The organism is Vibrio sp. R10-SG3-ISO3 (assembly GCF_059834225.1).
Genome location: NZ_JCBDHE010000039.1, coordinates 131,927 through 156,424, shown reverse-complemented (window position 1 = coordinate 156,424; position 24,498 = coordinate 131,927). Strand labels below are relative to the sequence as shown.

At 49.9% G+C, this 24,498-nt stretch carries 25 protein-coding genes; 20 read left to right on the top strand and 5 right to left on the bottom strand.

The genetic code is table 11. The features are described from left to right. Positions 1–23: 23 nt before the first annotated feature. On the top strand, positions 24–2,294 hold the full coding sequence (gene clpA / locus AC6R1A_RS09775) for an ATP-dependent Clp protease ATP-binding subunit ClpA (RefSeq protein WP_334550990.1): 2,271 nt from the start codon (positions 24–26) through the stop codon (positions 2,292–2,294). A gap of 76 nt (positions 2,295–2,370) precedes the next feature. Here clpA and AC6R1A_RS09770 read toward each other — a convergent pair whose 3' ends face one another. Next, on the bottom strand, positions 2,371–2,997 hold the full coding sequence (locus AC6R1A_RS09770) for a YdcF family protein (RefSeq protein WP_500634141.1): 627 nt from the start codon (positions 2,995–2,997) through the stop codon (positions 2,371–2,373). Between the two features lie 8 nt (positions 2,998–3,005). Beyond that, entirely contained in the window at positions 3,006–3,827 is an 822-nt protein-coding gene (locus tag AC6R1A_RS09765) for an NAD-dependent epimerase/dehydratase family protein (protein ID WP_500634140.1), read from the bottom strand. A 258-nt stretch (positions 3,828–4,085) separates the two neighbouring features. Between AC6R1A_RS09765 and AC6R1A_RS09760 the strand changes: the two genes are divergently transcribed. After that, positions 4,086–4,856: a substrate-binding periplasmic protein gene (locus tag AC6R1A_RS09760; RefSeq protein ID WP_500634139.1), complete on the top strand. Its 771-nt coding sequence runs from the start codon at positions 4,086–4,088 to the stop codon at positions 4,854–4,856. Here AC6R1A_RS09760 and AC6R1A_RS09755 read toward each other — a convergent pair. From AC6R1A_RS09755 to AC6R1A_RS09745, 3 genes are all read right to left on the bottom strand, one after another. Further along, entirely contained in the window at positions 4,853–5,086 is a 234-nt protein-coding gene (locus AC6R1A_RS09755) for a TIGR02647 family protein (RefSeq protein WP_334550984.1), read from the bottom strand. The two genes, AC6R1A_RS09760 and AC6R1A_RS09755, sit on opposite strands and share 4 nt — an antisense overlap. 245 nt (positions 5,087–5,331) lie before the next feature. Next, entirely contained in the window at positions 5,332–5,463 is a 132-nt protein-coding gene (locus tag AC6R1A_RS09750) for a hypothetical protein (protein WP_487902670.1), read from the bottom strand. A 188-nt stretch (positions 5,464–5,651) separates the two neighbouring features. Next, entirely contained in the window at positions 5,652–6,452 is an 801-nt protein-coding gene (locus AC6R1A_RS09745; protein ID WP_500634138.1) for an ABC transporter permease, read from the bottom strand. Positions 6,453–6,881: 429 nt separating this feature from the next. Here AC6R1A_RS09745 and torE point away from each other — a divergent pair, with 429 nt between their 5' ends. The 18 genes from torE (at position 6,882) to pal (ending at position 24,497) form a co-directional block, all read left to right on the top strand. Then, on the top strand, positions 6,882–7,058 hold the full coding sequence (gene torE / locus AC6R1A_RS09740; protein WP_334550978.1) for a trimethylamine N-oxide reductase system protein TorE: 177 nt from the start codon (positions 6,882–6,884) through the stop codon (positions 7,056–7,058). 76 nt (positions 7,059–7,134) lie between these two features. Further along, positions 7,135–8,316 (top strand): pentaheme c-type cytochrome TorC, encoded by a 1,182-nt coding sequence (gene torC, locus AC6R1A_RS09735; RefSeq protein ID WP_500634170.1) that lies wholly within the window; start codon positions 7,135–7,137, stop codon positions 8,314–8,316. A gap of 24 nt (positions 8,317–8,340) precedes the next feature. Then, entirely contained in the window at positions 8,341–10,803 is a 2,463-nt protein-coding gene (gene torA / locus AC6R1A_RS09730) for a trimethylamine-N-oxide reductase TorA (protein ID WP_500634137.1), read from the top strand. Between the two features lie 185 nt (positions 10,804–10,988). Continuing rightward, positions 10,989–11,798: a hypothetical protein gene (locus tag AC6R1A_RS09725; RefSeq protein ID WP_500634136.1), complete on the top strand. Its 810-nt coding sequence runs from the start codon at positions 10,989–10,991 to the stop codon at positions 11,796–11,798. Positions 11,799–11,983: 185 nt separating this feature from the next. After that, positions 11,984–13,726 (top strand): glycoside hydrolase family 36 protein, encoded by a 1,743-nt coding sequence (locus AC6R1A_RS09720; protein WP_500634169.1) that lies wholly within the window; start codon positions 11,984–11,986, stop codon positions 13,724–13,726. A 66-nt stretch (positions 13,727–13,792) separates the two neighbouring features. After that, positions 13,793–14,314, top strand: a complete 522-nt coding sequence (gene ruvC / locus AC6R1A_RS09715) for a crossover junction endodeoxyribonuclease RuvC (protein WP_487902666.1) — start codon at positions 13,793–13,795, stop codon at positions 14,312–14,314. Between the two features lie 71 nt (positions 14,315–14,385). Continuing rightward, the gene (gene ruvA / locus AC6R1A_RS09710) at positions 14,386–15,003 is read left to right on the top strand and encodes a Holliday junction branch migration protein RuvA (protein ID WP_500631932.1); all 618 of its coding nucleotides are present in this window, start codon (positions 14,386–14,388) and stop codon (positions 15,001–15,003) included. A gap of 21 nt (positions 15,004–15,024) precedes the next feature. Next, a complete protein-coding gene (gene ruvB, locus AC6R1A_RS09705) occupies positions 15,025–16,032 on the top strand; it encodes a Holliday junction branch migration DNA helicase RuvB (RefSeq protein WP_334550969.1) in 1,008 nt (335 codons plus the stop codon). A 494-nt stretch (positions 16,033–16,526) separates the two neighbouring features. Beyond that, on the top strand, positions 16,527–18,119 hold the full coding sequence (gene cydA, locus AC6R1A_RS09700; RefSeq protein ID WP_500634135.1) for a cytochrome ubiquinol oxidase subunit I: 1,593 nt from the start codon (positions 16,527–16,529) through the stop codon (positions 18,117–18,119). Between the two features lie 17 nt (positions 18,120–18,136). Beyond that, entirely contained in the window at positions 18,137–19,273 is a 1,137-nt protein-coding gene (cydB, locus tag AC6R1A_RS09695; protein ID WP_500625846.1) for a cytochrome d ubiquinol oxidase subunit II, read from the top strand. Positions 19,274–19,285: 12 nt separating this feature from the next. Next, positions 19,286–19,393 (top strand): cytochrome bd-I oxidase subunit CydX, encoded by a 108-nt coding sequence (gene cydX, locus AC6R1A_RS09690; protein WP_000270284.1) that lies wholly within the window; start codon positions 19,286–19,288, stop codon positions 19,391–19,393. After that, complete coding sequence (gene ybgE, locus AC6R1A_RS09685) at positions 19,386–19,688, top strand: cyd operon protein YbgE (RefSeq protein ID WP_500631935.1); 303 nt, start codon at positions 19,386–19,388, stop codon at positions 19,686–19,688. Before cydX ends, ybgE begins: the two co-directional genes overlap by 8 nt. A 213-nt stretch (positions 19,689–19,901) precedes the next feature. Then, positions 19,902–20,306, top strand: a complete 405-nt coding sequence (ybgC, locus tag AC6R1A_RS09680) for a tol-pal system-associated acyl-CoA thioesterase (protein ID WP_334550962.1) — start codon at positions 19,902–19,904, stop codon at positions 20,304–20,306. Continuing rightward, on the top strand, positions 20,296–20,994 hold the full coding sequence (gene tolQ / locus AC6R1A_RS09675) for a protein TolQ (protein ID WP_500631936.1): 699 nt from the start codon (positions 20,296–20,298) through the stop codon (positions 20,992–20,994). Before ybgC ends, tolQ begins: the two co-directional genes overlap by 11 nt. A 5-nt stretch (positions 20,995–20,999) precedes the next feature. Beyond that, entirely contained in the window at positions 21,000–21,443 is a 444-nt protein-coding gene (locus AC6R1A_RS09670) for an ExbD/TolR family protein (protein WP_487902661.1), read from the top strand. Positions 21,444–21,456: 13 nt separating this feature from the next. After that, entirely contained in the window at positions 21,457–22,545 is a 1,089-nt protein-coding gene (gene tolA, locus AC6R1A_RS09665) for a cell envelope integrity protein TolA (RefSeq protein ID WP_500634134.1), read from the top strand. Positions 22,546–22,572: 27 nt separating this feature from the next. Then, entirely contained in the window at positions 22,573–23,925 is a 1,353-nt protein-coding gene (tolB, locus tag AC6R1A_RS09660) for a Tol-Pal system beta propeller repeat protein TolB (protein WP_500625849.1), read from the top strand. 32 nt (positions 23,926–23,957) lie between these two features. Further along, positions 23,958–24,497, top strand: a complete 540-nt coding sequence (gene pal, locus AC6R1A_RS09655) for a peptidoglycan-associated lipoprotein Pal (RefSeq protein ID WP_334550954.1) — start codon at positions 23,958–23,960, stop codon at positions 24,495–24,497. Position 24,498 lies beyond the last annotated feature (1 nt).

Here is a 24,498-nt window from a genome sequence, read left to right as displayed (position 1 = left end):
GTTGTTCTATTTAGGAGGTACTTATGCTGAACAAAGAATTAGAGTCGAGTCTAAACGGCGCGTTCTCACGTGCACGTGACAAACGACATGAGTTTATGACCGTCGAGCACCTCCTGCTAGCATTGTTAGAAAATGATGCTGCGCGAGAGGCATTGAAAGCCTGCCAGGCTGACATCGATGCACTTCGTGCCGAGTTGGACATTTTCATCGATCAAACCACCCCCCTGATTCCTGATAACGACGAAACCCGTGAAACGCAGCCAACCTTGAGCTTCCAGCGTGTGCTGCAGCGAGCCGTTTTTCACGTGCAATCGTCCGGTCGCAGCGAAGTGACTGGCGCGAATGTTCTCGTTGCTATCTTTAGCGAGCAAGAATCCCATGCTGCTTATCTGTTGAAGAAAAACGACATCAGCCGCTTGGACATCGTCAACTTTATCTCTCACGGCATTACCAAAGCCTCCAGTTCGGGCGACGAGTCCTCTTCATCGGATTCCTTTGGCAGTGACAGTGTCGAAGAGTCAGGCTCTGAAGAGCGTCTAGAAAGTTTCGCGACTAACCTCAATCAAGTGGCTAAGCAAGGTCAAATTGACCCACTGATTGGGCGTGATAAAGAGCTAGAACGTACTATCCAAGTCCTGTGTCGCCGACGTAAAAATAACCCACTGTTGGTGGGTGAAGCGGGCGTTGGTAAAACGGCGATCGCGGAAGGCTTGGCGTGGAGAATCGTCGAAGGGCAAGTGCCTGAAATCATCGCCAACAGCGTGATCTACTCGCTCGATATCGGCTCGCTGCTGGCGGGCACCAAATACCGCGGTGATTTTGAAAAACGTTTCAAAACCATCTTAAAGCAGCTTGAAAAAGAGCAAGATGCCATCCTATTTATCGATGAGATTCACACCATCATCGGTGCGGGTGCGGCATCTGGTGGTCAAGTGGACGCCGCTAACCTCATCAAACCGCTCCTCAGCAGCGGTAAGTTACGCTGTATTGGCTCCACTACGTACCAAGAGTACAGCAACATCTTTGAAAAAGAGCGTGCGTTGTCGCGTCGCTTCCAAAAAATTGACGTGGTGGAACCTTCGCTTGATGACACCACCAAGATCTTGATGGGCCTAAAACCCAAATATGAAGCGCACCACGAAGTGCGTTACACCAACAAAGCCTTGCGTGCGGCGGTTGAATTGTCGGCGAAATACATTAATGAGCGTCACTTGCCAGACAAAGCGATTGACGTCATTGATGAAGCGGGTGCGCGCAGCCGTTTAGCCCCTGCCAGTCGACGTAAGAAAACCGTCGGTGTGGCTGACATCGAAGCGATGGTTGCCAAAATGGCGCGCATCCCAGAGAAATCGGTCTCCTCTTCTGACAAAGAAATTTTGCAGAACTTGGATGAGAAGATGAAGATGTTGGTGTTTGGTCAAGACGATGCCATCGATGCCTTGAGTGAGGCGATTAAGCTGACTCGCGCTGGGCTAGGTAACGACAACAAACCGGTCGGTTCTTTCTTGTTTGCGGGCCCAACCGGGGTCGGTAAAACCGAGGTCACGGTGCAGCTTTCTAAACTCATGGGTATCGAACTGCTTCGTTTTGATATGTCTGAGTATGGTGAGCGTCATTCGGTGAGCCGTTTAATTGGTGCGCCTCCAGGTTACGTTGGCTACGATCAAGGCGGTTTGTTGACCGATGCGGTTATTAAACATCCACACTCCGTTGTCTTGCTGGATGAGATTGAAAAAGCGCATCCAGATATCTTCAACTTGTTATTGCAAGTGATGGATAACGGCACACTGACGGACAACAATGGCCGTAAAGCGGATTTTCGTAACGTGATTCTTGTGATGACCACTAACGCGGGCGTGAAAGAAACCGAGAAGAAATCCATCGGTCTCATTCAGCAAGATCACAGCCATGATGCGATGGCAGAAATTAAGAAGGTCTTTACACCTGAGTTTCGAAATCGCTTGGATAACATCATCTGGTTTAACAGCCTGGATGAACATGTTATTCATCAGGTGGTTGATAAGTTCATCGTTGAATTGCAAGCTCAGCTGGATGCACGCGGCGTGTCGTTGGAAGTCTCTGATGATGCTCGTCACTGGCTATCGCTCAAAGGTTACGATAAGGCGATGGGTGCACGTCCAATGGGCCGCGTGATCCAAGAGCAGTTGAAGAAACCTTTGGCGAACGAGCTGCTCTTTGGCTCCTTAGTTAACGGTGGCACAGTGAAAGTCGACCTTGATGGCGACGCGCTGACCTTCAAATACTTAGGCGAGCAAGAAGAAGCGGTACACTAAATCCAAACACGAATAAGACCAAGGCCAAATCATCGCGATCTGGCCTTGTTGTTTTGCTACGAGGCTAAACTGTCGTTCAATCAAAGATGGCTTTGAGTGCACGATACGCCTGTTCGACGGAATCTGGCACCACTTGCTCGACCTGAAACCCAAGCTGTGGATAGGTTTTTATTCGCTCGAAATCGCCAAGCATTGCCCGCACTGTGGTATCAAGGTCAATCTCTTCATTGAAATAGTCCCAGACTGTTAATGCCGGCGAAGTGACGAACACCTGCCGATAGGGTAGAGGCCACTGTTTTAAAAACGCGGCATAGCAGCGCCGCTCCATATACGGTTTTTGTACCAATAGAATCGAATCGAGCTGAATGTTCAATCGTTGGAGCTTTTCAGCGCTAAACAGCAGGTTTTCGCCGGTGTTCGTGGCTTGGCTTTCTATCACAATATCACGGCGTGGAACGCCCATATCGATGGCAATTTGAGCGAAGGTGTCGGCCTCACTATCGGTAAATAGACCTTGCGTTAAGCGCCCAGCACCGCCGCTAAAGATCACCGTCTTGGCCCAGCCGTCGAGGTAGAGCTTGGCGGCGTGCTCTGCAACACGCACATCATTACTGCCGAGAACCAACAAACCATCACAACGCTCTAACGGTTGGTTGAGTCCCATATACGCCCATAGGTGCTCAAGATGTTGATACAGTCTCATGGTGTGACTCATAGCGCTTCTAGCGTATGTTGGAAATGAAAACGGTATCCGAGCTCTAGTAAACGGTCCGCCATAATCCGTTTATCTTCCACGTCGACAATCGGTGGTAGGGGCTCTGACAGCCCAGCCCTTTCTAACGCAGTTTGATAAAATTGCGCTTTGCTCACGGTATTAGGCGTCGTGGCATTGACTACCATATTGTTGTCATGCAGAGCTGCAAAACTGACTGCACCTATGGCATCAAGTAGGTGAATCATATTGGCGGGCGCAAGGCGACTGACTTGGCGAAGCTTGGCTGCAAATCGAGAAGGGTGACGCTCAGGGCCAATAAGACCGCTGCAACGAACGATGGCAAAACGCAACCCAGAATCTTGAATGTGTTGCTCAGCACGGAGCATGATTTTGGCATTGTCAGAAAAGGTACTGTGCGTGTTGGCCAATGCTAAGGTGGCGTCGTCCTCATACATCTCTTTCGCCACTGATGGGTAAACCGTGGTCGAACTGACCATTACCAGCTTGTTGACCCCGATATTGACACAGACTGTGGCGAGTTTTTTCCACTGCTCGGCATATTCATCACCCTTACCTTTACGAAAACCTGGCGGAAAACAACCGATCACGATCGAAGGTTGAATCGCGCTGAGTGAGCGTTCCACCTCAGACTGCGGACTCTCGAGCTGGCAGATAAAGCCATCGAGGTGCGCTGCTTTGAGCTCATCTGCCCCCGCCTCACTAGTGCGGCTGACCGATACCTGATGGCCAATGGATTCCAAGTATTGAGCAAGTGGGCGACCTAACCATCCGCCGCCAATAACCGCTATATGACTCATGACATCCTTCCTTCATTTGTTTCCTTTACTCTATCTTGCGTTAGGTGCAATGAAAAGCATTGTGAAAGTGTTCGCAACCGTACCGCAAGGACACGTAGAAGTGTTGGCCAAAATGAATCTAGCGAATTGAGTCAATCACGCTAATATTAAAAGTGAGACAATGGGTTGGCAATGGGCGTCAAACCTTGGATGTCACTCGCTTGAATAGCGATTGCTGCGAAGGCGTTGAATGCTAGGGTGTTGAAAAAGGAAGGTAAGATGATCAAGTGGTGGTTTGCTTTGTTGTTACTGACATGGCAGGTACAGGCTAATCAACGTGTCGTGATGACGTCACTCAACTGGCCACCGTATTCAGGTGAAGAGCTGATTGAGCAGGGTGTCTCCGTCGCCATTGCCAAGGAAGCGTTTGCCGCCATGGGCTACCAGTTAGTGGTTGAGTTCAAGCCTTGGGTCAGAACGGTGACGACGGCCAGTCGCAAAGCCCAGTACATCGGTTACTTCCCCGAATATTATTTTGATACACAAGAGTTTGTGTTTTCAGAACCGATTGGTCGCGGTCCGCTAGGGCTGGTGGAAAACACCCAATCCCCCATTCGTTGGAGCACACTCAGCGATCTCACTCAATACCGCGTTGGAACCGTGAAAGGGTATGTCAACACACCAGAATTTGATCAGATGGTCGCTTCCGGCTTCCTCACAGTGGAAGAGACGCTCGATGATTTACATAATGTTTATAAAGTGGCAAAAGGGCGATTGGATGCGGCGGTGATTGATGCCAATGTGCTCGATTTTTTGATTCGGCGTGATTCACGCTCCGCTTTATTGTCAAAGCGATTGCGAATGAACCCCACCTTATTGGCTGAAAAAGATCTCTTTTTGGCGTTTAACAACAGTGAAGAGGGGCGAAAGTGGCGAGACATCTTTAATCAAGGCCTCGCCAAAGTCGATCCACTGGCGATCGCGGCCAGTGTTCAGAAAAGACAACAAGAACCGGGTAACGTGACTCAGTTACCCGTGGCGGATAATTAGCTGCACAGCACGCGAAGAATCTTATCAGCGTGCTCGGCCACTTCAATGCCTTCGTCCGTCAGGTAGCCACCATCAGGTAGCGTACAAAGCCCCTTTTGATACAGACGAGCCACCGCGGATTGCATCTCTTGCGACGCCTCGTGGTGCACTTTGATGCCAGTCGCTGCGCTGCTGATATCGAACTGAAGTAAGAGATTCAGTTCAGAAAGGTGCTCGCTGGAGTATTTCATAGACGGTTTCCTTCTGTTTCTATCGTCGATCTCACCATAAGCGCCCAGGCCCGTTAGAACAACGCCTTACGGCGAGTTTTGTTAGCTCAACCACTCTTTTTAAGTGGCCAATGATCACTTCTGAAAGCTAAATCTTATTTCCTTACTTTTAGTGCTTAAATTTGATCACATTTAGAAACACCGTTTGGATGTTTAGTTGAATCAAAAAACCTAGCTCGCGCTAGGTTTTTTCGTATCGTCTCTGATTAATCGAGGCTTTGATGATAGGGCTCATCAAATGGCAGCAGTTCTTTGGGCAAAGAGACCAGCCAATCACGCAGCTCTTCACTGCCTACCTCTTCTTGATCGCACACTTGGTGTAACGGATTCACTATCATAACAACACTCCTTTGCAGTTACCGATTGCATCCTATGGTCATTTTATGACCTGTTTATTACAGTTATCGAAATAAATCATACTCGGATGAAAGTAAAGGAATTTTTCTATAATCGTTAAAATTTACGTTTTGCGTCTCGACCAAGGCTAGGTATCACCACGGTTATCCACAGAATCTGTGGATAAGATCTATTCTTGTTCAGGCTCGATCCTTTTGACCCGTGTTTGACCCGATTGGCTAAAGTTGACTGCAATATTCAGCCGAAGCGTGGTGGTAATGGAGATGGTCATCATGACAAATATCGCCACCATGATCATCACTTGGTATTTGATCGCAATAATAGGGCTTGCTCCGCCTAAAATTTGACCAGTCATCATTCCTGGTAACGTGACCAATCCGCTGGTGGTCATTGAGGCTAATGTGGGTGCCACGGATTTTTGAATCGCTTCGCGAACAAAAGGCAGGGTGGCAAAGCTGGGTGGCGCACCCAGTGAGATCGCCGCTTGGTACTCTGAATTGCGTTGCTCAAAGGCGGTGTAAAAATGTTGCAGCGCGACGATATTGCCGCTCAAACTGTTGCCCAGAAGCATGCCTGCGAGGGGAATTAAGTACTGAGCGTGATAAAACGGCGTGGGTCTCACGACCAAAGCGGTGATAATCAGCAACACTGGCGTCAGGCCGACGATGAGGCTTGTGGTGACGACCGCCATCAATGGGCGGCGAGGTAAACGTGCTTTGTTGATGATGGAACTGGCGCCAATCAAAATCATCACGGCGAGCCAGAGCACATTGACCAGCGCGCTATTGAGCTCAAACAGGTATTCGAGATAGACCCCAACCAGGGCCAGTTGCAGCGTCATTCTCGCGACGCCTATGAGCGCATCTTTGCCAATGTTCAGTTGATAGTAGCGACTGATAGAGAGCGGAACGCTCAAAGTAAGAAAAAACAGCCCAAGAATGGGCCAAGGAATATCCACCACACTGCTCATTATTCATCTCCATATTCGCGCTTATTCTACACCATTGCGTTCATTGTGACAGATTGACCGCTGCGCTCGGATTGAGCCCATCATTCCCGTTTCTTATTAATAATAATTTAACAATTTGTTGGGAAGTTGAGTGCTTAGACTTGCGTTTCTTAAGCCAATTTGAAAGTGAAATGTTATGTGAGTAACCGTTTTTTAACTCTTTCTTCTTGTTCATATTTCTTCACAAATGCACCTTATTTAACACATAAAATCGCAATCCATCACATCTCTGTATCAGCTCAAAAAAGTGTCGAATAGTCGCTGTGATGGGCTTGAATTCGATTGAACCCCACAGAATGTGTGGTCTACCATTACGCCTATCAGTTGTACGAAATTTGTGCGTATCGATCAGCGCTCAAAGTGAGCATCAGTGACAGGGCAGGCAAATGTATGAGTAATGTTAACAAAATAGAGAGTGGCGAAAAGCGCTCCTTGGAGTGGAAATCGTTCCTCTTCATCACAGTGATTCTTTTCCCCGTGTTGAGTGTCGTACTGGTGGGTGGATACGGATTCATCGTCTGGATGCTACAGGTCTTTTTCATGGGACCACCGGGAACGCACGGTTAATGACGCACGGTGAGTGATGCACGGTTAAACCAAGAACCGTCACTGACGTTAAGAATAAGATGAAAGAGAAAGAATGATGAAAGCACTAATTGTTAAGCTGTGGCGAACCATGACTCGCCCTGCAGTTCATATCAGCCTAGGTGTGCTCACCATGGGTGGCTTTATTGCTGGGGTGATTTTCTGGGGTGGATTCAACACAGCGCTAGAAGCGACCAACACCGAAGAGTTCTGTATTAGTTGTCACACCATGCGTGACAACGTCTATGTTGAGCTGCAAGAAACCGTGCACTGGAAAAACCATTCAGGGGTTCGCGCAACCTGTCCGGACTGTCACGTACCTCACAACTGGACGGATAAAATTGCACGTAAAATGCAGGCCTCCAAAGAGGTGTTTGCACAGGTGTTTGGCGATCTCGATACTCCTGAGAAATTTGAAGCGCGCCGTCTTGAGTTAGCCCGTCACGAATGGGACCGTTTCTCAGCCAATGGTTCACTGGAGTGTAAAAACTGTCACAACTACGAGTCGATGGATTTTGATTTGATGTCACCCACCGCGCGCATTCAAATGCAGTCCGCGGCTGAGCGCGATCAAAGCTGTGTGGATTGTCACAAAGGTATTGCGCACCACTTACCGGATAATATGGAAGCGGCGAGCGGCATTGTGGGGGATCTTGAACAGGTCGCCAACGGCACTTCATACAATGTGGGCAATTCTGTGGTTTCGATTCGTCACTTGCCTCTTTACACCGACGAAAGCGCGACCACCGAAGCGGGCCTACTTAGCCCAGCAAGCCAAGTGGCGATTGTAGAAACGAAGGGCAACATGATCAAAGTAGAGATCGACGGCTGGCGCAAGGCGAAAGGCTTTGGACGTGTCATTCAAGAAGATTTTGGTATGAACATCTCAACGGCCATTTTGACGCGCGATGTCTCTCAGGGTGACCAAGTGGTGACAGGAGAAAGCAAAGAAGACGAACTCACGGGGTTGCCATGGGAAAAAGTGGCCGTGGACTTGTGGATGAAAAAAGAGTCGATGGTCTCGGATTTCGAACCGATTTGGAGCGCTGCCGGCCAAGCGTATCAAACCAACTGCTCGACGTGTCATACGCAGCCTGATGAGGCGCACTTTAGTGCCAATGGCTGGGTGGGGATGCTCGATGGCATGATTGCCTTCGTCAACTTTGACACTGATACCGAAGCCTTAGTGCTCAAATACCTGCAAAAACACTCTTCTGATTTCTCAGATGGTCACCACTAATTCGCGGCAATGGAGTAACAAATAATGGCAATCACAAGAAGAAGTTTTCTAAAAGGTGTCGCGGGAACCAGTGCTGCCTCCTTGATTGGGCCGAGCTTATTGACGTCGGCTGCGGCGAACGCCGGAGAAGTGGAGGGTACCTGGAAGGTATCTGGCTCACACTGGGGCGCATTTCGCGCCCGCATCTGGGGCGGAAAAGTACAAGAAATCAAGCCACTTGAAGTCGATAAGTACCCAACCGATATGCTAAATGGCATCAAAGGGATCATCTACAGCCCCTCTCGTGTACGCTACCCTATGGTGCGTTTGGATTGGTTGAAAAAGCATAAGTACTCGACCGATACACGCGGCAACAACCGTTTTGTTCGAGTCACTTGGGATGAGGCTCTGGATCTCTTCTATCGTGAGTTGGAACGCGTGCAAAAAGAGTATGGCCCTTGGGCTTTGCACACTGGACAAACTGGTTGGCGTCAAACCGGTCAGATGCACAGCTGTAACAACCATATGCAGCGTGCGATGGGTTTGCATGGTTACTCCGTGAAAAAGGTCGGCGACTATTCAACCGGCGCGGGGCAAACTATTTTGCCTTATGTGTTGGGTTCCACCGAGGTGTACGCGCAAGGCACATCATGGGAGCTGATCCTCGAAAACAGCGACAACATCGTGTTGTGGGGTAACGATCCGGTCAAAAACCTACAAGTGGGCTGGACATGTGAAACGCACGAGTCGTTTGCCTATCTTGAGCAGTTGAAAGAAAAAGTCGCGCAGAAGCGCGTCAATGTCATCTCCGTTGATCCAGTACGCAACAAAACTGCGCGCTATCTAGGTAATGAGTTGCAATACATCCACCCGCAAACGGATGTGCCTTTTATGCTTGCAATCGCGCACGTGCTGTACAACGAAGATCTGTACGACAAAGCCTTCATTGATACCTACTGCCTCGGTTTTGAAGAGTTTATTGACTACGTGCAAGGTAAGACTAAAGACAAGGTCGAAAAAACACCCGAGTGGGCGGCAGAGATTTGCGGCGCATCCGCCGACGAGATTCGCCAATTTGCGCGCATGCTTGTGAATGGCCGCACTCAGATCTTGGTCGGCTGGAGTATCCAACGTCAGGAGCACGGTGAGCAGCCATATTGGATGTGCGCCGTGATTGCTGCAATGGTGGGGCAGATTGGTTTGCCTGGTGGCGGTATCTCTTACGGTCACCATTACTCAGGTATCGGTGTATCCTCGACGGGATTTGCTGCGCCGGGATCGTTTCCGCTTAACATCGATCAAGGTCAAGAACCAAAGCATACCAATCAAGATTTCAACGGCTATAGCCGCGTGATTCCGGTGGCGCGTTGGGTGGATGCCTTGCTCGAGCCGGGTAAAAAAATCAACGCCAATGGTGCTGTGGTTACCCTGCCAGACATCAAAATGATGGTGTTCAGTGGCAACAACCCTTGGCATCACCATCAAGACCGCAACAAAATGCGCCAAGCGTTCAAAACGCTGCAAACCGTGGTAGCGATTGATTTTGCTTGGACGGCCACTTGCCGTCACGCTGACATCGTCTTGCCCGCCTGTACTCAGTTTGAGCGTAATGATATTGATGGTTACGGTGCGTACTCTGGCCGTGGTTTAATCGCTATGCATAAGCTGGTTGATCCGCTGTTCCAGTCGAAAACCGACTTTGACATCATGACGGAACTGACGCGCCGTTGGGGTCGTTCTGAGGATTACACGCGTGGTATGAGTGAGATGGAGTGGATAAAATCACTCTATGATAACTGCCGTGAAGCCAACAAAGGCAAGTTTGACATGCCTGAATTTGATGTGTTCTGGCAACAAGGTTTCCTTGACTTTGGCCAAGGTGAACCTTGGGTTCGTCACGCTTCGTTCCGTGAAGACCCGGAAATCAACGCGCTGGGCACGCCATCGGGCTTTATTGAAATCACCAGCCGCACTATCGGTAATATGGGCTATGAGTTCTGCCAAGAACACCCGATGTGGTTTGAAAAATCCGAGCGCTCGCACGGCGGCCCAGGTTCACAGCAGTACCCCTACTGGCTACAATCGTGCCACCCAGACAAGCGTCTGCACTCACAGATGTGTGAATCTGAAGCGTTTCGTGCGACCTACGCGGTGCAAGGGCGTGAGCCTATCTACATCAACCCAACCGATGCTAAACGCAAAGGCATCAAAGAGGGCGATGTGGTTCGAGTGTTCAACGGCCGAGGTCAGCTACTTGCTGGCGCCGTGTTGACCGATAGCTACGCCCCAGGCGTGGTACGTATCGAAGAGGGCGCATGGTATGGGCCACTTAACGAAAAAGTGGGCGCGTTGGATACCTACGGCGATCCGAATACGCTGACTCAAGACATCCCGTCCTCTGAGCTAGCGCAAGCGACCTCTGCCAACACTTGTCTGGTGGACTTCGAAAAATACACCGGCACATTACCGCCAGTGACCGCCTTCGGCGGGCCGATTGAGGTCATGTAGCACCCATGTAGCCAGCAAAGACCAGCATCGCGCTGGTCTTTTCCTATTTTAGTGACCTGATCACTCCCTGTTTTGGGAATAATGGTTATTCCTATCAGTTCGAGCACGATAACCGCATAATTCGCCACGTTTAATTCCAATAATCAGTGAAAGGGACATCGCTGAACAACTTTGTGGAGATGGCGATGAGCAACAAACCTCTATTCGCACTGAGCGCGTTGTCGTTGGTGCACTTTAATGCAGTAGCCAATGAAGATGTGCAGGACATGTCGGATCCGTTGGCGGTCTATACCCAGGCGGGTGTCGGTTATACCGACAAAGGTCTGAACCTGAAACTCGGTCAAGCGTACGACACCGGCAATCCAACCACGATGGCGATGCACATCGCAGAGGTGAAAGGCTTCCTTGGTGAAGATCTTGGCTGGAATGGCGGCACACGTTCAGACAACGACAACAGCATCGATAGTTTACGCTACCGCCACTTCAGCGTGGATATGACTAACGGTCGTGGCTCGCAGGTGGACGTGAATCTTGGATTCCAAAACACAACGCCAAACGGCGAGGCAATGGGTACTCAAGGCAGCGTCTCTTACAGTTTTATTCAAGCGTTGCCTAAAATGGGCCCGGTAAACTTCTACCCATTGGCAGGAGCGGGCGTCGCATTTGGTGAAAATCCCCAAGCTGCGACAGATAACCAAGCGCAAGATCGCTGGGACATTCACGGCACCTTCTATGTTGTGGGTATGTACAGCAAAATCGAAGTGACTGAGAACATCTGGCTCAACTACAACCCAATGTACCTAGGCACCATGTCTGGCTCTAGCTTCTACAAAGACAATGCTTTTGGTGCAGGTGAAGATACGCTGTACGCGCACGAAGCGGCGGTCTCTTACCAAATCAACCCACGCGCCAACGTTCGCTACTTTGCCAACTGGAACGAGAACGTCAACTACGCGAAAGGCGATCACCGCATCGAATTTAACTACCAGTTCTAACGTTAAATACGTTTTGTATGGTCAATGCCGCTTCCTGTGAAGCGGCATTTTTCGTTGCGTCGAATTTGGCGAAAACAAAAACCATCACATATAGTGATAAAAGTGTGATTTGTAATAGATTTGTTGGTTAGACAGGCACGGTGAGCAGTGCTGTAATGTCAATCGTTGTGGTGAGAGGTAACGAGATGGGCCAAGTGATTCGATTAGATAACGAACAGGTGCTGTATGTGCCGAGCCGCGATCTTGATGCGGTGGCAGAGGGCAACGAAGTCCACTTTCGCTTCCAAGGCTTAAGTAATGATCCATTCGGCTCACACTACGCACTGTTCTCAACGGATTTTCAGTTTGAGCGTCAGGCAACGGTACTTGGTGATGGCTTTCAAATGCTCGCTCAAACCACCGGCACCATCGACAAGCCGGTGGATATCGGTCGCTGCCCCGACAACAGCGCGAGCTATCGGCTCTATGGCTCCAACGAACCTAAACGCTATTACAACTATCTGGTGGTCGAAGACTCGCTGGGCTACACCTTGTTTGGCTTTACCTCTTGTCGGCGTTTCGCCGGCTATTTTGAGGTGAGAGAGCAGAAGGGTACGCGTACCCTCACGGCTTACATTGATGGTGAAAATACCCACCCTAGTGATTGGAGCCATAGCGAACTCGAATCGGTTGTTGTGCTGAAAGGCTCTTCACTTTCCGGACTGTATGAAACCTTCAGTGACTGCATTGCCAAACATCATCCATCGCGTGCAGGTGTTGATGGTGTCGCGCCGCTGGGCTGGTGCTCTTGGTATGCCTATTATGCGCAAGTCAAAGAGCAGCAGATTCGCGACAATGTGCGCTGTATGAAAGAGAACATTAAGCCGCTCGAGTACGTGTTAATTGATGACGGCTATCAAGCGTTTATGGGCGATTGGCTCTCGCCTTCTGCGCAGTTTCCGTCTGGGCTTGCGTCCTTGATTGAGGAGATAAAGCGCAGCGGCAAAAAGCCTGCGATTTGGGTCGCGCCTTTTATTGCCGAGGGCAACTCAACCATTTTTCGCCAGCATCCAGATTGGTTTGTCACCCATGACAATGGCCAGATCATGAAAGCAGAAGACGTCACCTATGCGGGCTGGCGATGTACGCCTTGGTATCTGCTCGATACGACTCACTCGGATGTGCAAGATCATCTCACCCAAGTGTTTAAGACCATGTGTGAAGAGTGGGGGATTGAGCTGTTTAAGCTTGATGCTAACTATTGGGGAGCGTTAAAAGGCCGTCGTTGGCAGTCGGGCATTACGGGGGTGGAAGCCTACCGAATGGGGATGGATGCCATTGCTCAAGGGGCAGGCGATGCGTGGCTACTGGGCTGCAATGCCCCAATGTGGCCGTCGCTAGGCATGGTAGATGCGATGCGCGTATCCGATGATGTCGAGCGAGACCCAAGGCGATTTGAACAAATCGCCAAAGAGACCTTCTACCGCAGTTGGCAGCATCGCAAACTGTGGCAAATCGACCCCGATTGCGCGACGTTGGTCTCGTTGCCCAATCAGGCAGCGGAACGTCAAGCGTATGAATTCCATCGTGATGTGTTATTAGCCAGTGGCGGATTACTGCTCTCTGGCGACCCTCTACCGGATCTCACCACATTCGCGAAAAAGACCCTAGCGAAACTGGTGATGCGACACAACCACAATCAAGACGCCGCCAAGTTTACCGCGTTTAACCTGCATCATGGGTTTTTGAAACTGACTGAGCGTAACGACTTACACTGCTTATTTAACTACCACCAAACCGGCCGAGAAGTCACGCTGACCTCCGATTACCCAGTGTATTGGTTTGATTATTGGAGTGGCGAGAAGCTGACCGCTGAGCCTGAGCAAGTGATTGAAGTGACGCTTGAGGCGGGCTTATCGAGCCGCGCGATCATTACCGCCCCGTCTTGATGCTTTACGCTACATATTCCCCCATCGATTGGGTAGAATGACGTTTTTTGCCAATCTAGGATCTCAATGTCGATAATTTTAGGAATCGATCCGGGCTCAAGAATTACCGGATATGGCGTGATTCGCCAAACAGGTCGACATCTTCACTACCTCGGCAGCGGTTGTATCCGCACGTCAGAATCGGAATTGCCCGGCAGGCTCAAGCAAATTTACGCGGGCGTTTCGGAGATCATCACCCAGTTTCAGCCCGATGTGTTTGCTATTGAACAGGTCTTTATGGCGCGCAATGCCGATTCCGCACTTAAATTAGGTCAAGCCCGGGGCAGCGCTATTGTGGCGGCGGTGAATGCTGAGTTGCCGGTGTACGAATACGCTGCGCGTCTGATTAAACAAGCTGTGGTGGGTAATGGCGGCGCGGATAAAGAGCAAGTGCAGCACATGGTTCAGTCGATGCTCAAACTGCCAGCCAAACCACAGGCGGACGCCGCCGATGCGCTGGGTGTGGCGATTTGTCATGCCAACACCAACAAAACCTTGGTGGCGCTCGCGGGAAAAGCGACCAGCGCACGACGAGGACGCTACCGCTAGTTTTTTACTGGCTATATATCCAGTTCTTTATTATCATCAAACCACTTTTATACAGCGAATAGGACGAACCAGTGATTGGACGATTACGCGGCATTTTAATTGAAAAACAACCCCCAGAGCTGCTGATTGAAGTTAGCGGGATAGGCTATGAAGTTCAAATGCCCATGAGCTGCTTCTATGAATTGCCCAACATTGGTGAAGAAGCGATCATCTACACGCACTTTGTGGTTCGTGAAGATGCGCAGTTGTTGTACGGCTTTAATACCGTCAAAGAGAGAGCGCTGTTTCGTGAAGTGATCAAAGCCAATGGCGTAGGGCCAAAACTGGGTCTCGGCATTTTATCGGGTATGACGGCGAGTCAGTTTGTCGCCTGTGTCGAGCGAGAAGATGTCTCTACCCTGGTCAAGCTGCCTGGAGTAGGCAAAAAAACCGCAGAACGATTGGTGGTTGAGATGAAGGATCGCCTCAAAGGCTGGGGAGCGGGCGACTTGTTCACGCCACATACTGATGCCGCGCCGATGGATTCGGCGACACAATCAAGCCAATCGAACGCGGAAGAAGAGGCGATCAGTGCGCTGCTTGCGCTTGGCTACAAGCCAACCCAGGCGTCTAAAGTGGTATCGCAGGTGAAAACGTCAGAGATGAGCAGCGAAGAATTGATTCGTGAAGCGCTCAAATCTATGGTCTAGCCCATTGAAAGGTAAACAGTCATGATTGAAGCGGATCGCCTGATTGCCCCAGACAATGCTGTCTACAAAGAAGAAGACGTCATTGACCGTGCAATACGCCCGAAAAAGCTCGAAGATTACCAAGGCCAGGATCATGTCCGTGATCAAATGGAAATTTTCATCAAAGCCGCCAATTTGCGCAGCGAAGCACTCGATCACTTGTTGATCTTTGGTCCTCCGGGTCTGGGTAAAACCACGCTGGCGAACATTGTGGCTAACGAGATGGGCGTTAACATTCGTACCACCTCGGGGCCAGTACTTGAAAAAGCGGGCGATCTGGCCGCCTTGTTAACCAATCTCGAAGAAAATGATGTGTTGTTTATTGATGAGATACACCGCTTGAGCCCAATGGTTGAAGAGGTGCTCTATCCTGCAATGGAAGACTATCAGCTTGATATCATGATTGGTGAAGGCCCGGCGGCGCGGTCGATTAAAATTGATTTGCCGCCGTTCACCTTGATTGGCGCTACCACGAGAGCCGGGTCGTTGACGTCGCCACTGCGCGATCGTTTTGGTATTACTCAGCGTTTGGAGTATTACAAAATCGCCGATTTGCAGCACATTGTCCAGCGAAGTGCCGATTGTCTAGGGCTGTCGATGGATGCGGAAGGGGCGCTTGAAGTCGCGCGCCGTGCGCGAGGCACGCCTCGTATCGCCAACCGACTGCTACGCCGCGTACGTGACTACGCTGAAGTAAAAGGCAATGGCCATATTTGCGCTGACACCGCAGACAAAGCGCTCAATATGCTTGATGTTGATGCCAAAGGCTTCGATTACATGGATAGGAAATTACTGCTCGCCATTATGGAGAAATTTGGTGGCGGACCGGTTGGCCTCGACAACATGGCGGCAGCGATAGGTGAAGAGAAAGACACCATCGAAGACGTTCTTGAACCTTACCTCATTCAACAGGGGTATCTGCAACGCACACCAAGAGGTCGTATTGCGACCGATCGAGCTTATCTCCATTTTGGTATCGACAAGTCTTAGCGAGTCAATGCCCAATCGTGAATGAAAACTAAGTTTGCATAACCAGCTCCGATGAGCTGGTTTTCTATTTTTGGTGATCAATGTCACAAATGTAAATTCTTTACTACCCCTTTATGGTTAATGAAATAAGGTGTTTTGTTAATCGCTTGTTCTGCATAAAAATGAATTCGACTCGTCTAATTACGCCCCATTAACATCCGCGCTGATTTTCTTTTGATACAGATCAATTTGATGGAAAATTAATCAAAAATGCGGCACTAAAGTTGATACAAATCAAAGCGGACAGTTTCTATAAACCTTTTGAAACGCAGAATTTTTAGCAGTAATATTAGTTCCAGCTATATTAGCTGATGCTTAACAATTAACTAACTGTTACGGTACATTTTTGCAACAGTAAGTCGTTATCTGATAACAACTTTTAAGATTGGGTAACGAATAATCATGCTGCATCAATGGAAGTAAAGTGTCTTCAGCCGGCACAAAAGGAGTAATCAATGTTCGATATTGACGTAGTGGATCTGTCGCGGTTGCAGTTTGCATTAACCGCGATGTATCACTTCCTCTTCGTACCGTTGACTCTCGGAATGGCGTTCTTACTCGCCATCATGGAGTCTCTGTACGTGATGACCGATAAGCAAATCTACAAGGACATGACCAAGTTCTGGGGTAAGCTGTTTGGTATTAACTTCGCCCTAGGTGTAGCAACGGGCCTGACCATGGAATTTCAGTTCGGAACCAACTGGTCTTACTATTCTCACTACGTAGGCGACATCTTTGGTGCGCCTTTGGCCATCGAAGCACTGGTTGCCTTTTTCCTCGAATCCACCTTTGTCGGCTTATTCTTCTTTGGCTGGGACAGGCTCTCTAAGCGTCAACACTTAGCCGTCACTTGGCTCGTTGCGCTTGGCTCCAACTTTTCGGCGTTGTGGATCTTGGTGGCCAACGGTTGGATGCAAAACCCAGTCGGCGCAGAGTTCAACTTCGAAACCATGCGTATGGAAATGGTGAGCTTTGCCGAAGTGGTGCTCAACCCAGTGGCACAAGTTAAATTCGTTCACACGGTCGCTTCAGGTTACACGACGGGCGCTATGTTCGTGCTAGGCATCAGCTCTTACTACTTATTGAAAGGTCGTGACGTTGCCTTTGCGCGTCGTTCGTTTGCGATTGCGGCTTCTTTCGGTATGGCGGCGATTTTGTCGACTATCGTCCTTGGCGATGAGTCAGGCTACGAATTGGGTGAAGTGCAGAAAGTGAAACTTGCGGCAGTTGAAGCTGAGTGGCACACAGAGCCAGCCCCTGCGGCCTTTACTTTGTTTGGTGTCCCGAACCAAGAGACCATGCACACCGATTACGCGATTAAGATCCCTTACGTCATGGGCATCATCGCGACACGTTCGTTTGATGAGGAAGTGACGGGTCTTCGTGATTTACGTGATCAGCACGTGGACCGTATCCGCACGGGTATGCTTGCTTATGAGCTGTTAGAGAAGCTGCGCGCTGGTGACAAATCTGCTGAAAACGTCGCGGCGTTTGATGAAGTGAAGGGCGACCTTGGCTACGGTTTGCTGCTCAAGCGTTACACTGACAACGTTGTCGATGCTTCAGAAGAGCAAATTCAAGCGGCGGCGGATGACTCAATTCCTACTGTTTGGCCTCTATTCTGGTCGTTCCGTATCATGGTGGCGTGTGGTTTCATCATGTTGTTTGTCTTTGGCGCGGCGTTTATCCAGACCTGTCGTCAGAAAATCGAACAGAAAGCGTGGATCCACAAAGCGGCGCTATTTAGCATCCCACTGCCTTGGATTGCGGTTGAAGCGGGTTGGTTTGTCGCCGAGTTTGGTCGTCAGCCTTGGGCCGTTGGTGAAATCCTACCGGTTCACGTTGCTGCATCCGCGTTGACTGCGGGTGAAATCTGGACGTCGCTGTTTGCCATTTTGGCGCTTTACACCGTGTTCTTGATTGCAGAGGTCTACCTGATGGTGAAATTTGCACGCAAGGGACCGAGCAGCCTGAAAACAGGTCGCTACCACTTCGAGCAAGATGCTAACTCTGTTGAAGACAAAGTTAGTCGCCAAGTAGAAGCTTAAGGCAAGGAGAAACACAGATGTTTGAATACGAAATCTTGCGATTGATTTGGTGGGTACTGATTGGTGTTCTACTAATAGGCTTCGCCATTACTGACGGTTTCGATATGGGGGTTGGTGCGCTGGTCCCTGTTATCGGCAAAAATGACAACGAACGTCGTGTCATGATCAACTCTATCGCCCCGCACTGGGACGGTAACCAAGTGTGGTTGATTACCGCGGGTGGCGCGCTGTTTGCCGCTTGGCCACTGGTGTACGCGACCTCGTTCTCCGGTTTCTATCTGGCGATGATCGTGACGTTGGCAGCACTCTGGTTGCGTCCGATTGGGCTTGATTACCGCTCTAAGATTGAAGATCCTAAATGGCGTAACACTTGGGATATCTGTATCTCGATCAGCGGTTTTGTCCCACCGATTATCTTTGGTGTGGCGTTTGGTAACTTGCTGCAAGGGGTTCCGTTCCAACTCAATGAGTTCTTGATGCCGACCTATCACGGTTCCTTCTTTGGCTTGTTGAACCCATTTGCTCTGCTGTGTGGCCTAGTGAGCTTGTTTATGATCATCTTGCAAGGCGCAACCTGGCTACAGATGAAAACCACCGATGACGTGCACGCTCGTGCTCGTGGCGTGGCTCAACTGATGGGTCTACTGACAGCGGCTGCCTTTGTGGGCGCGGGTTTTTGGGTGCAAAGCATTGATGGTTATGTGATCACTAGCGTGATTGATGGCAATGCGGCGTCAAACCCACTCAATAAAGAAGTGGTGCGTGAAGCTGGCGCATGGATGAGTAACTTTGAAACCTACCCACTGATGTGGCTAGCACCTGCACTGGGTGTGGCGATGCCTCTGTTGGCGGTAGTGGCGTCTCGATTTGAAAAAGGCGGCTTTGCCTTCTTGGCATCGAGCCTTGGTAATGCGGGCGTCATCTTGACCGCAGGTTTTGCGATGTTCCCATTCGTGATGCCATCGGATTTGATGCCAAGCCACAGCCTAACCATGTGGGATGCGACGTCATCTGAGCTCACACTGAACCTAATGACCGCGGTTGCGGCCGTGATGGTACCTGTGATTTTGGGTTACACATCGTGGACCTACTACAAAATGTTTGGCCGTCTCGATAATAAATACATCGAAGACAACAAAAACTCACTCTACTAAGGAGCAACAATTATGTGGTATTTCGCATGGATTCTGGGTGTACTCTTAGCGTGTGCGTTCGGCATCATTAACGCGCTTTGGTTAGAGCACTCAGAAATGATGGACAAAGACAGTGAGTAATCTCACTGCGCGTGTCACTAAGTGGCATGCGCCAATGGATAAGACCCTATTTCGGGTCTTATCTTTGGTGTTGGGTTTTTACCATGTCGCTATGGTGATGTGGGATCCAGAACGCTACGCTGCATCCATTGGCGGTTTTAATGCCGTGATCTCACCGCTGATGATTTGGGCCATTTGCTCAAGCATGGTGTATGGCATCGGCTTTAAGCCGCAGAAATGGGTTTGGCAGTGCCTGTTTAGCCCCTATTTCTGTTTGAGTGTTTTGGGCTACCTCACCGTAGTGAGATTGCTCTAAACGCGATCCCCTCACCGCCGGCGAACCCGTCCGCTCATTCCATGAGCGAAATAGCACTACTGATTGAAAGGTAGTGCTATTTTTTTGTTTCAATCTTTGAAAAGCGCCGATAAGCCCTTGCGTAAACCCCAATGAGTTGCGTTATAGTAACAAACCGTTTGTGATGGGCTTGCGTCCTTTCTCCGGTGGGACCGATAGGCACAAGGAGCCGAGATGACATTTGAATGGCCAGTGACGGTCTACTACGAAGATACCGATGCCGGTGGCGTGGTATATCACTCCAACTACTTAAAGTACTTTGAACGCGCGCGAACCGAGCTACTTCGCACTATCGGCGTATCGCAACAGCGTTTACTGGAACAAAAGTTGGGTTTTGTAGTCCGACACATGGATATCGACTTTTTACACGGAGCGCGTCTAGACGACCATCTCAAAGTGCTGACGCGCGTCGAAGAAATCAAAAAAGCATCGCTCACATTCTGTCAGGAAATCGTTAATCCTGAAGGAAGGTCATTGTGTAAAACAATGGTTAAGGTAGCATGTATTGATAATGAGAAAATGAGGCCAACGGCGATACCTCAGTCAATAATTACGGAGTTTACACACGGTGACCGCTGATATTTCCATGCTGGATCTGTTCCTGCAAGCAAGCTTGCTGGTAAAAATGGTCATGCTGATTCTTTTGGGCATGTCGATAGCCTCTTGGGCGATGATCATCAAGCGCAGTAAAGTGCTCTCACAAGCCGCGAAAGAAGCGGAGACGTTTGAAGATAAGTTCTGGTCGGGCACCGATCTTTCTGTCCTTTATCAAGCGGCCAATAAGCGCAAAGATGAACTGGCCGGTACGGAAGAGATTTTCTACTCGGGCTTCACAGAGTTTGCTCGCCTACGTAAATCCAACGCTGATTCGCCAGACTACATTATGGAAGGCACGGGACGCTCGATGCGCGTCGCAGTCGCTCGCGAAGTCGATGAGTTAGAAACACATCTGCCGTTTCTTGCGACCGTTGGCTCCATCAGCCCTTATATTGGTTTATTTGGCACGGTTTGGGGCATCATGCACGCCTTCATTGCACTGGGTGAAGTGAAGCAAGCGACGTTAGCTATGGTGGCGCCAGGTATCGCCGAAGCATTGGTAGCGACTGCGATGGGTCTGTTTGCTGCTATTCCTGCGGTAATGGCGTACAACCGCCTGAGCAACAAAGTGGGCAAGCTTGAGCACAATTACGCCACCTTCTCCGAAGAATTCCACAGTATCTTGCATCGTCAAGCGATGGCCGGAAGAGACAAAGCGTCCAAGGAATAAGCGCGATGGCAGGCTATCAACCGAAAAAGCGTAAGATGACCGCAGAGATCAACGTCGTGCCTTACATTGACGTGATGTTGGTACTGCTGATCATCTTTATGGTGACTTCACCGTTTGTCACGCAAGGGGTCGATGTTGAGCTACCTAAGACCTCCACCGCCAAACCTGCCTCAGAAATGGCGGGAGACAGCGACGCGAGCTTCATCATTGTCGAAATCGACCGAGATGGAAACTTGGGGCTAAGTGTCAACGACGAAGACGTGGTGCGCGGCTTATCACTGCAAGACATTATCGTGCGAGTTAAAGCGGAGCTCTCGCTTAAGCCAGACTCACCGGTAGCGGTGGGCGGCGACGCGGCCACCCCTTATGCCGAAGTTGTCTTGGTGCTGGATGAGCTCAGCCGTGCGGGCATTCCTAAAGTCGGCCTCCTGACAGACATCAAAGAGTAAGTGCTCCCAATCTATGAAAGAAAAGAAGTCTCTATTTCGTGAATACAAAAAGCCCATACTGATTTCAGTTGGGCTTCATGCGGCTTTGGTGGTGGCACTGATTTTGGGAACGGATTTCACCATGTCGACGCCAAAACCAACGGGCCAGCTCGTGCAAGCGGTGGTCATAGACCCCAGTGCGGTGCGCGCGCAAGCACAGCAAATTCGCAGCCAGCGTGAAGAGGCCGCGAAAAAAGAGCAAGAGCGTCTCGATAAGCTGCGCCGAGAAAGTGAAAAGCTCGAGCAGAACCGTAAAGCGGAAGAAGAGCGCATTCGCAAGCTAAAAGAGCAGCAAGCGCAAGAAGCCAAAGCGGCGCGCGAAGCAGAAAAACGCCGTGTTGAGAAAGAAAAGCAGCGCGAAGCGGAAGAGCAGCGTGTAGCCAAACTTGAGGCGGAGCGCAAAGCGAAAGAAGAAGCGGTGAAGAAAGCAGAGCAAGAACGCCTAGCCAAAGAGGCGGCGATTGCTAAAGCAGAACAAGAGCGTGTCGCTCGTGAGAAAGCCGCGCAAGAGGCGCAAGAAAAGGCGCGTCGTGAGCGTGAAGCGGCGGAAAAAGCGGAACAAGAACGCATAGCGAAACAAGAAGCAGCGAAGAAGGCTGAGCAAGAGCGGATTGAAAAAGAGCGTGCAGCCAAAGAAGCCGCAGAAAAAGCGCGTCAAGAGCAGGAGCGTTTGCAGCGACTGGAACGTGAGCGCAAAGAGCAAGAGGCGGCGCTTAACGATATCTTCGCTGGCCTAGAGTCAGAGTCACAGAGTAACAGCAGTGCGCGTTCACGCCATGTAGCCAGTGAAGCGGACCGCTACGGAGCGATTTACACCCAGCTGATCCAGCAGAATTTATTGCTTGAGGACAGTTTTCGGGGAAAGTCTTGTTTGGTTAACCTGCGCTTGATACCCACGGGATCGGGCGCGATTGTTGGTAATTTGAGCGTTCGAGAGGGTGACAGCCGTTTGTGCGCCGCGACCAAGAGTGCGGTTGCCAAAGTCGGCACCTTTCCGCTGCCAACCGACCAAGACATAGTGAACAAGTTAAAAGACATCAACTTACGAGTAATTCCTGAGTAATTCAGGATTGAGTAAAAGGAAATGCTTGTGTTAAAGCGATTAGTATTAGGATGGGTGCTCACCACTATGAGCCTGTTTCAAGTAGCCAACGCGGCCTTGGAACTTGTTATTACCGACGGTATTGATTCTGCGCGTCCCATCGCGATTGTGCCTTTCCAATGGGAAGGTGCAGGCAAGTTACCTGAAGATGTGTCTAACGTGATTGCATCTGACTTGCAGCGCAGCGGTAAATTTAGCCCAGTTGCCACCAGTAAAATGCCACAAACGCCGTATAACGAATCTGACGTCAACTTTGATGCTTGGACGAGCATCGGTGTGGATGCTCTCGTCACCGGTAGCATTAGCCAAAATGCGGAAGGCAACTACGTGATCAACTACCAGCTAGTGGATGTGGTACGTGGTCAGTTGACGCAAGGGCAGAGCAAAGCGCTCAGCGACGATGGTCAATTGGTCCTATCAAAAGATCACGTGCTGTTTAACAAGCGTGCCACCGTACCGGGCGATCGCATGCGTGAGTACGCGCACCGCATTGCCGACCTTGTCTACCAAGAGCTAACCGGTGAACGCGGCGCCTTTCTGACCCGTATTGCCTATGTGGTTGTCAATGACAAAGAGACGTTCCCTTATCAGCTTCGCGTCGCCGATTATGATGGCTACAACGAGCGTTTAGTGCTGCGCTCTAAACAACCATTGATGTCACCAGCTTGGTCACCGGACGGTCAGCAGCTTGCCTATGTGAGCTTCCAAAACGGCCAAGCAGAAATCTACATCATGAACATTTACACCGGCAAGCGTGAAAAAGTGACCTCTTATCCGCGTCACAATGGGGCGCCACGATTCTCACCAGACGGCAGTAAGTTGGCGTTGGTGCTGTCAAAAACCGGTAACTTGCATGTGTATACTCTGGACCTAAACAGTCGCAAGTTAACTCAGGTGACGACGGGCCGCTCTAATAATACGGAGCCGTTTTGGCACCCAGATGGTAAATCTCTGATCTTTACCTCGGATCGGGGTGGAAAACCTCAGATTTATCAAGTAGATTTGGCAAACGGGTCATCCAGTCGAATCACTTGGCAAGGAAGTCAAAATTTAGGTGGACAAATCACGCCTGATGGTCGTTTTCTTGTGATGGTTAACCAAAGCAACACCGGTTTTAACCTTGCAAAACAAGACCTAGAAACAGGGGCGGTACAAATCCTAACGAAAACACTGCTCGATGAATCTCCGAGCATAGCGCCAAACGGTGGCATGGTGATTTATAGTTCGATCTATAACAAAGCCAATGTGCTGTCCATGGTCTCCATCGATGGGCGTTTTAAAGCGAGATTACCAGCGACAAACGGACGTGTTCGTGCACCTGCATGGTCACCATTTTTGTAGCAAGTAAATACCTAAAATAAGGAAAATCAACAATGCAACTTAATAAAGTGTTTAAGGGGCTTCTAATTGCGCTTCCTGTCCTTGCAGTTACAGCATGTAGCTCAAGCGACGACGCAGCTAACGCTTCTGGTTCTGAAACTAACCAATCAGTTCAAGGTTCAGCGAACGGTACAGATACCACTATGGTCTCTCCTATCGATCAAAACGCTCAACTTTCTGAGCAAGAACTAAAAGAGCAAGCGCTACGTGAAACGCAAACTATCTACTTTGCTTTCGACAATGCAACTATCGCAGCAGATTACGAAGAGATGCTAGCAGCACACGCGGCATACCTAAGCAAAGATCCTGCGCTTAAAGTGACTATCGAAGGCCACGCGGATGAGCGTGGTACGCCTGAGTATAACATTGCCCTAGGTGAGCGTCGTGCGGAAGCCGTAGCGAAATACCTACAAGCACTTGGTGTTCAAGCTGATCAAATCGCTATCGTAAGCTACGGTGAAGAGAAACCTCTTCTTCTTGGTCAGTCAGAAGATGTTTACGCTAAGAACCGCCGCGCTGTTCTAGTGTACTAAT

Bases quoted from the DNA above. Each gene is read 5' to 3' on its own strand.
- cydA (WP_500634135.1), top strand. From the start codon at position 16,527: ATGTTCGATATTGACGTAGTGGATCTGTCGCGGTTGCAGTTTGCATTA.
- torC (WP_500634170.1), top strand. From the start codon at position 7,135: ATGAAAGCACTAATTGTTAAGCTGTGGCGAACCATGACTCGCCCTGCA.
- clpA (WP_334550990.1), top strand. From the start codon at position 24: ATGCTGAACAAAGAATTAGAGTCGAGTCTAAACGGCGCGTTCTCACGT.
- AC6R1A_RS09750 (WP_487902670.1), bottom strand. From the start codon at position 5,463: ATGATAGTGAATCCGTTACACCAAGTGTGCGATCAAGAAGAGGTAGGC.
- AC6R1A_RS09720 (WP_500634169.1), top strand. From the start codon at position 11,984: ATGGGCCAAGTGATTCGATTAGATAACGAACAGGTGCTGTATGTGCCG.
- torA (WP_500634137.1), top strand. From the start codon at position 8,341: ATGGCAATCACAAGAAGAAGTTTTCTAAAAGGTGTCGCGGGAACCAGT.
- AC6R1A_RS09765 (WP_500634140.1), bottom strand. From the start codon at position 3,827: ATGAGTCATATAGCGGTTATTGGCGGCGGATGGTTAGGTCGCCCACTT.
- AC6R1A_RS09745 (WP_500634138.1), bottom strand. From the start codon at position 6,452: ATGAGCAGTGTGGTGGATATTCCTTGGCCCATTCTTGGGCTGTTTTTT.
- AC6R1A_RS09755 (WP_334550984.1), bottom strand. From the start codon at position 5,086: ATGAAATACTCCAGCGAGCACCTTTCTGAACTGAATCTCTTACTTCAG.
- AC6R1A_RS09760 (WP_500634139.1), top strand. From the start codon at position 4,086: ATGATCAAGTGGTGGTTTGCTTTGTTGTTACTGACATGGCAGGTACAG.
- tolA (WP_500634134.1), top strand. From the start codon at position 21,457: ATGAAAGAAAAGAAGTCTCTATTTCGTGAATACAAAAAGCCCATACTG.
- ruvC (WP_487902666.1), top strand. From the start codon at position 13,793: ATGTCGATAATTTTAGGAATCGATCCGGGCTCAAGAATTACCGGATAT.
- cydB (WP_500625846.1), top strand. From the start codon at position 18,137: ATGTTTGAATACGAAATCTTGCGATTGATTTGGTGGGTACTGATTGGT.
- AC6R1A_RS09770 (WP_500634141.1), bottom strand. From the start codon at position 2,997: ATGAGACTGTATCAACATCTTGAGCACCTATGGGCGTATATGGGACTC.
- AC6R1A_RS09725 (WP_500634136.1), top strand. From the start codon at position 10,989: ATGAGCAACAAACCTCTATTCGCACTGAGCGCGTTGTCGTTGGTGCAC.
- AC6R1A_RS09670 (WP_487902661.1), top strand. From the start codon at position 21,000: ATGGCAGGCTATCAACCGAAAAAGCGTAAGATGACCGCAGAGATCAAC.
- cydX (WP_000270284.1), top strand. From the start codon at position 19,286: ATGTGGTATTTCGCATGGATTCTGGGTGTACTCTTAGCGTGTGCGTTC.
- pal (WP_334550954.1), top strand. From the start codon at position 23,958: ATGCAACTTAATAAAGTGTTTAAGGGGCTTCTAATTGCGCTTCCTGTC.
- torE (WP_334550978.1), top strand. From the start codon at position 6,882: ATGAGTAATGTTAACAAAATAGAGAGTGGCGAAAAGCGCTCCTTGGAG.
- ybgC (WP_334550962.1), top strand. From the start codon at position 19,902: ATGACATTTGAATGGCCAGTGACGGTCTACTACGAAGATACCGATGCC.
- ruvB (WP_334550969.1), top strand. From the start codon at position 15,025: ATGATTGAAGCGGATCGCCTGATTGCCCCAGACAATGCTGTCTACAAA.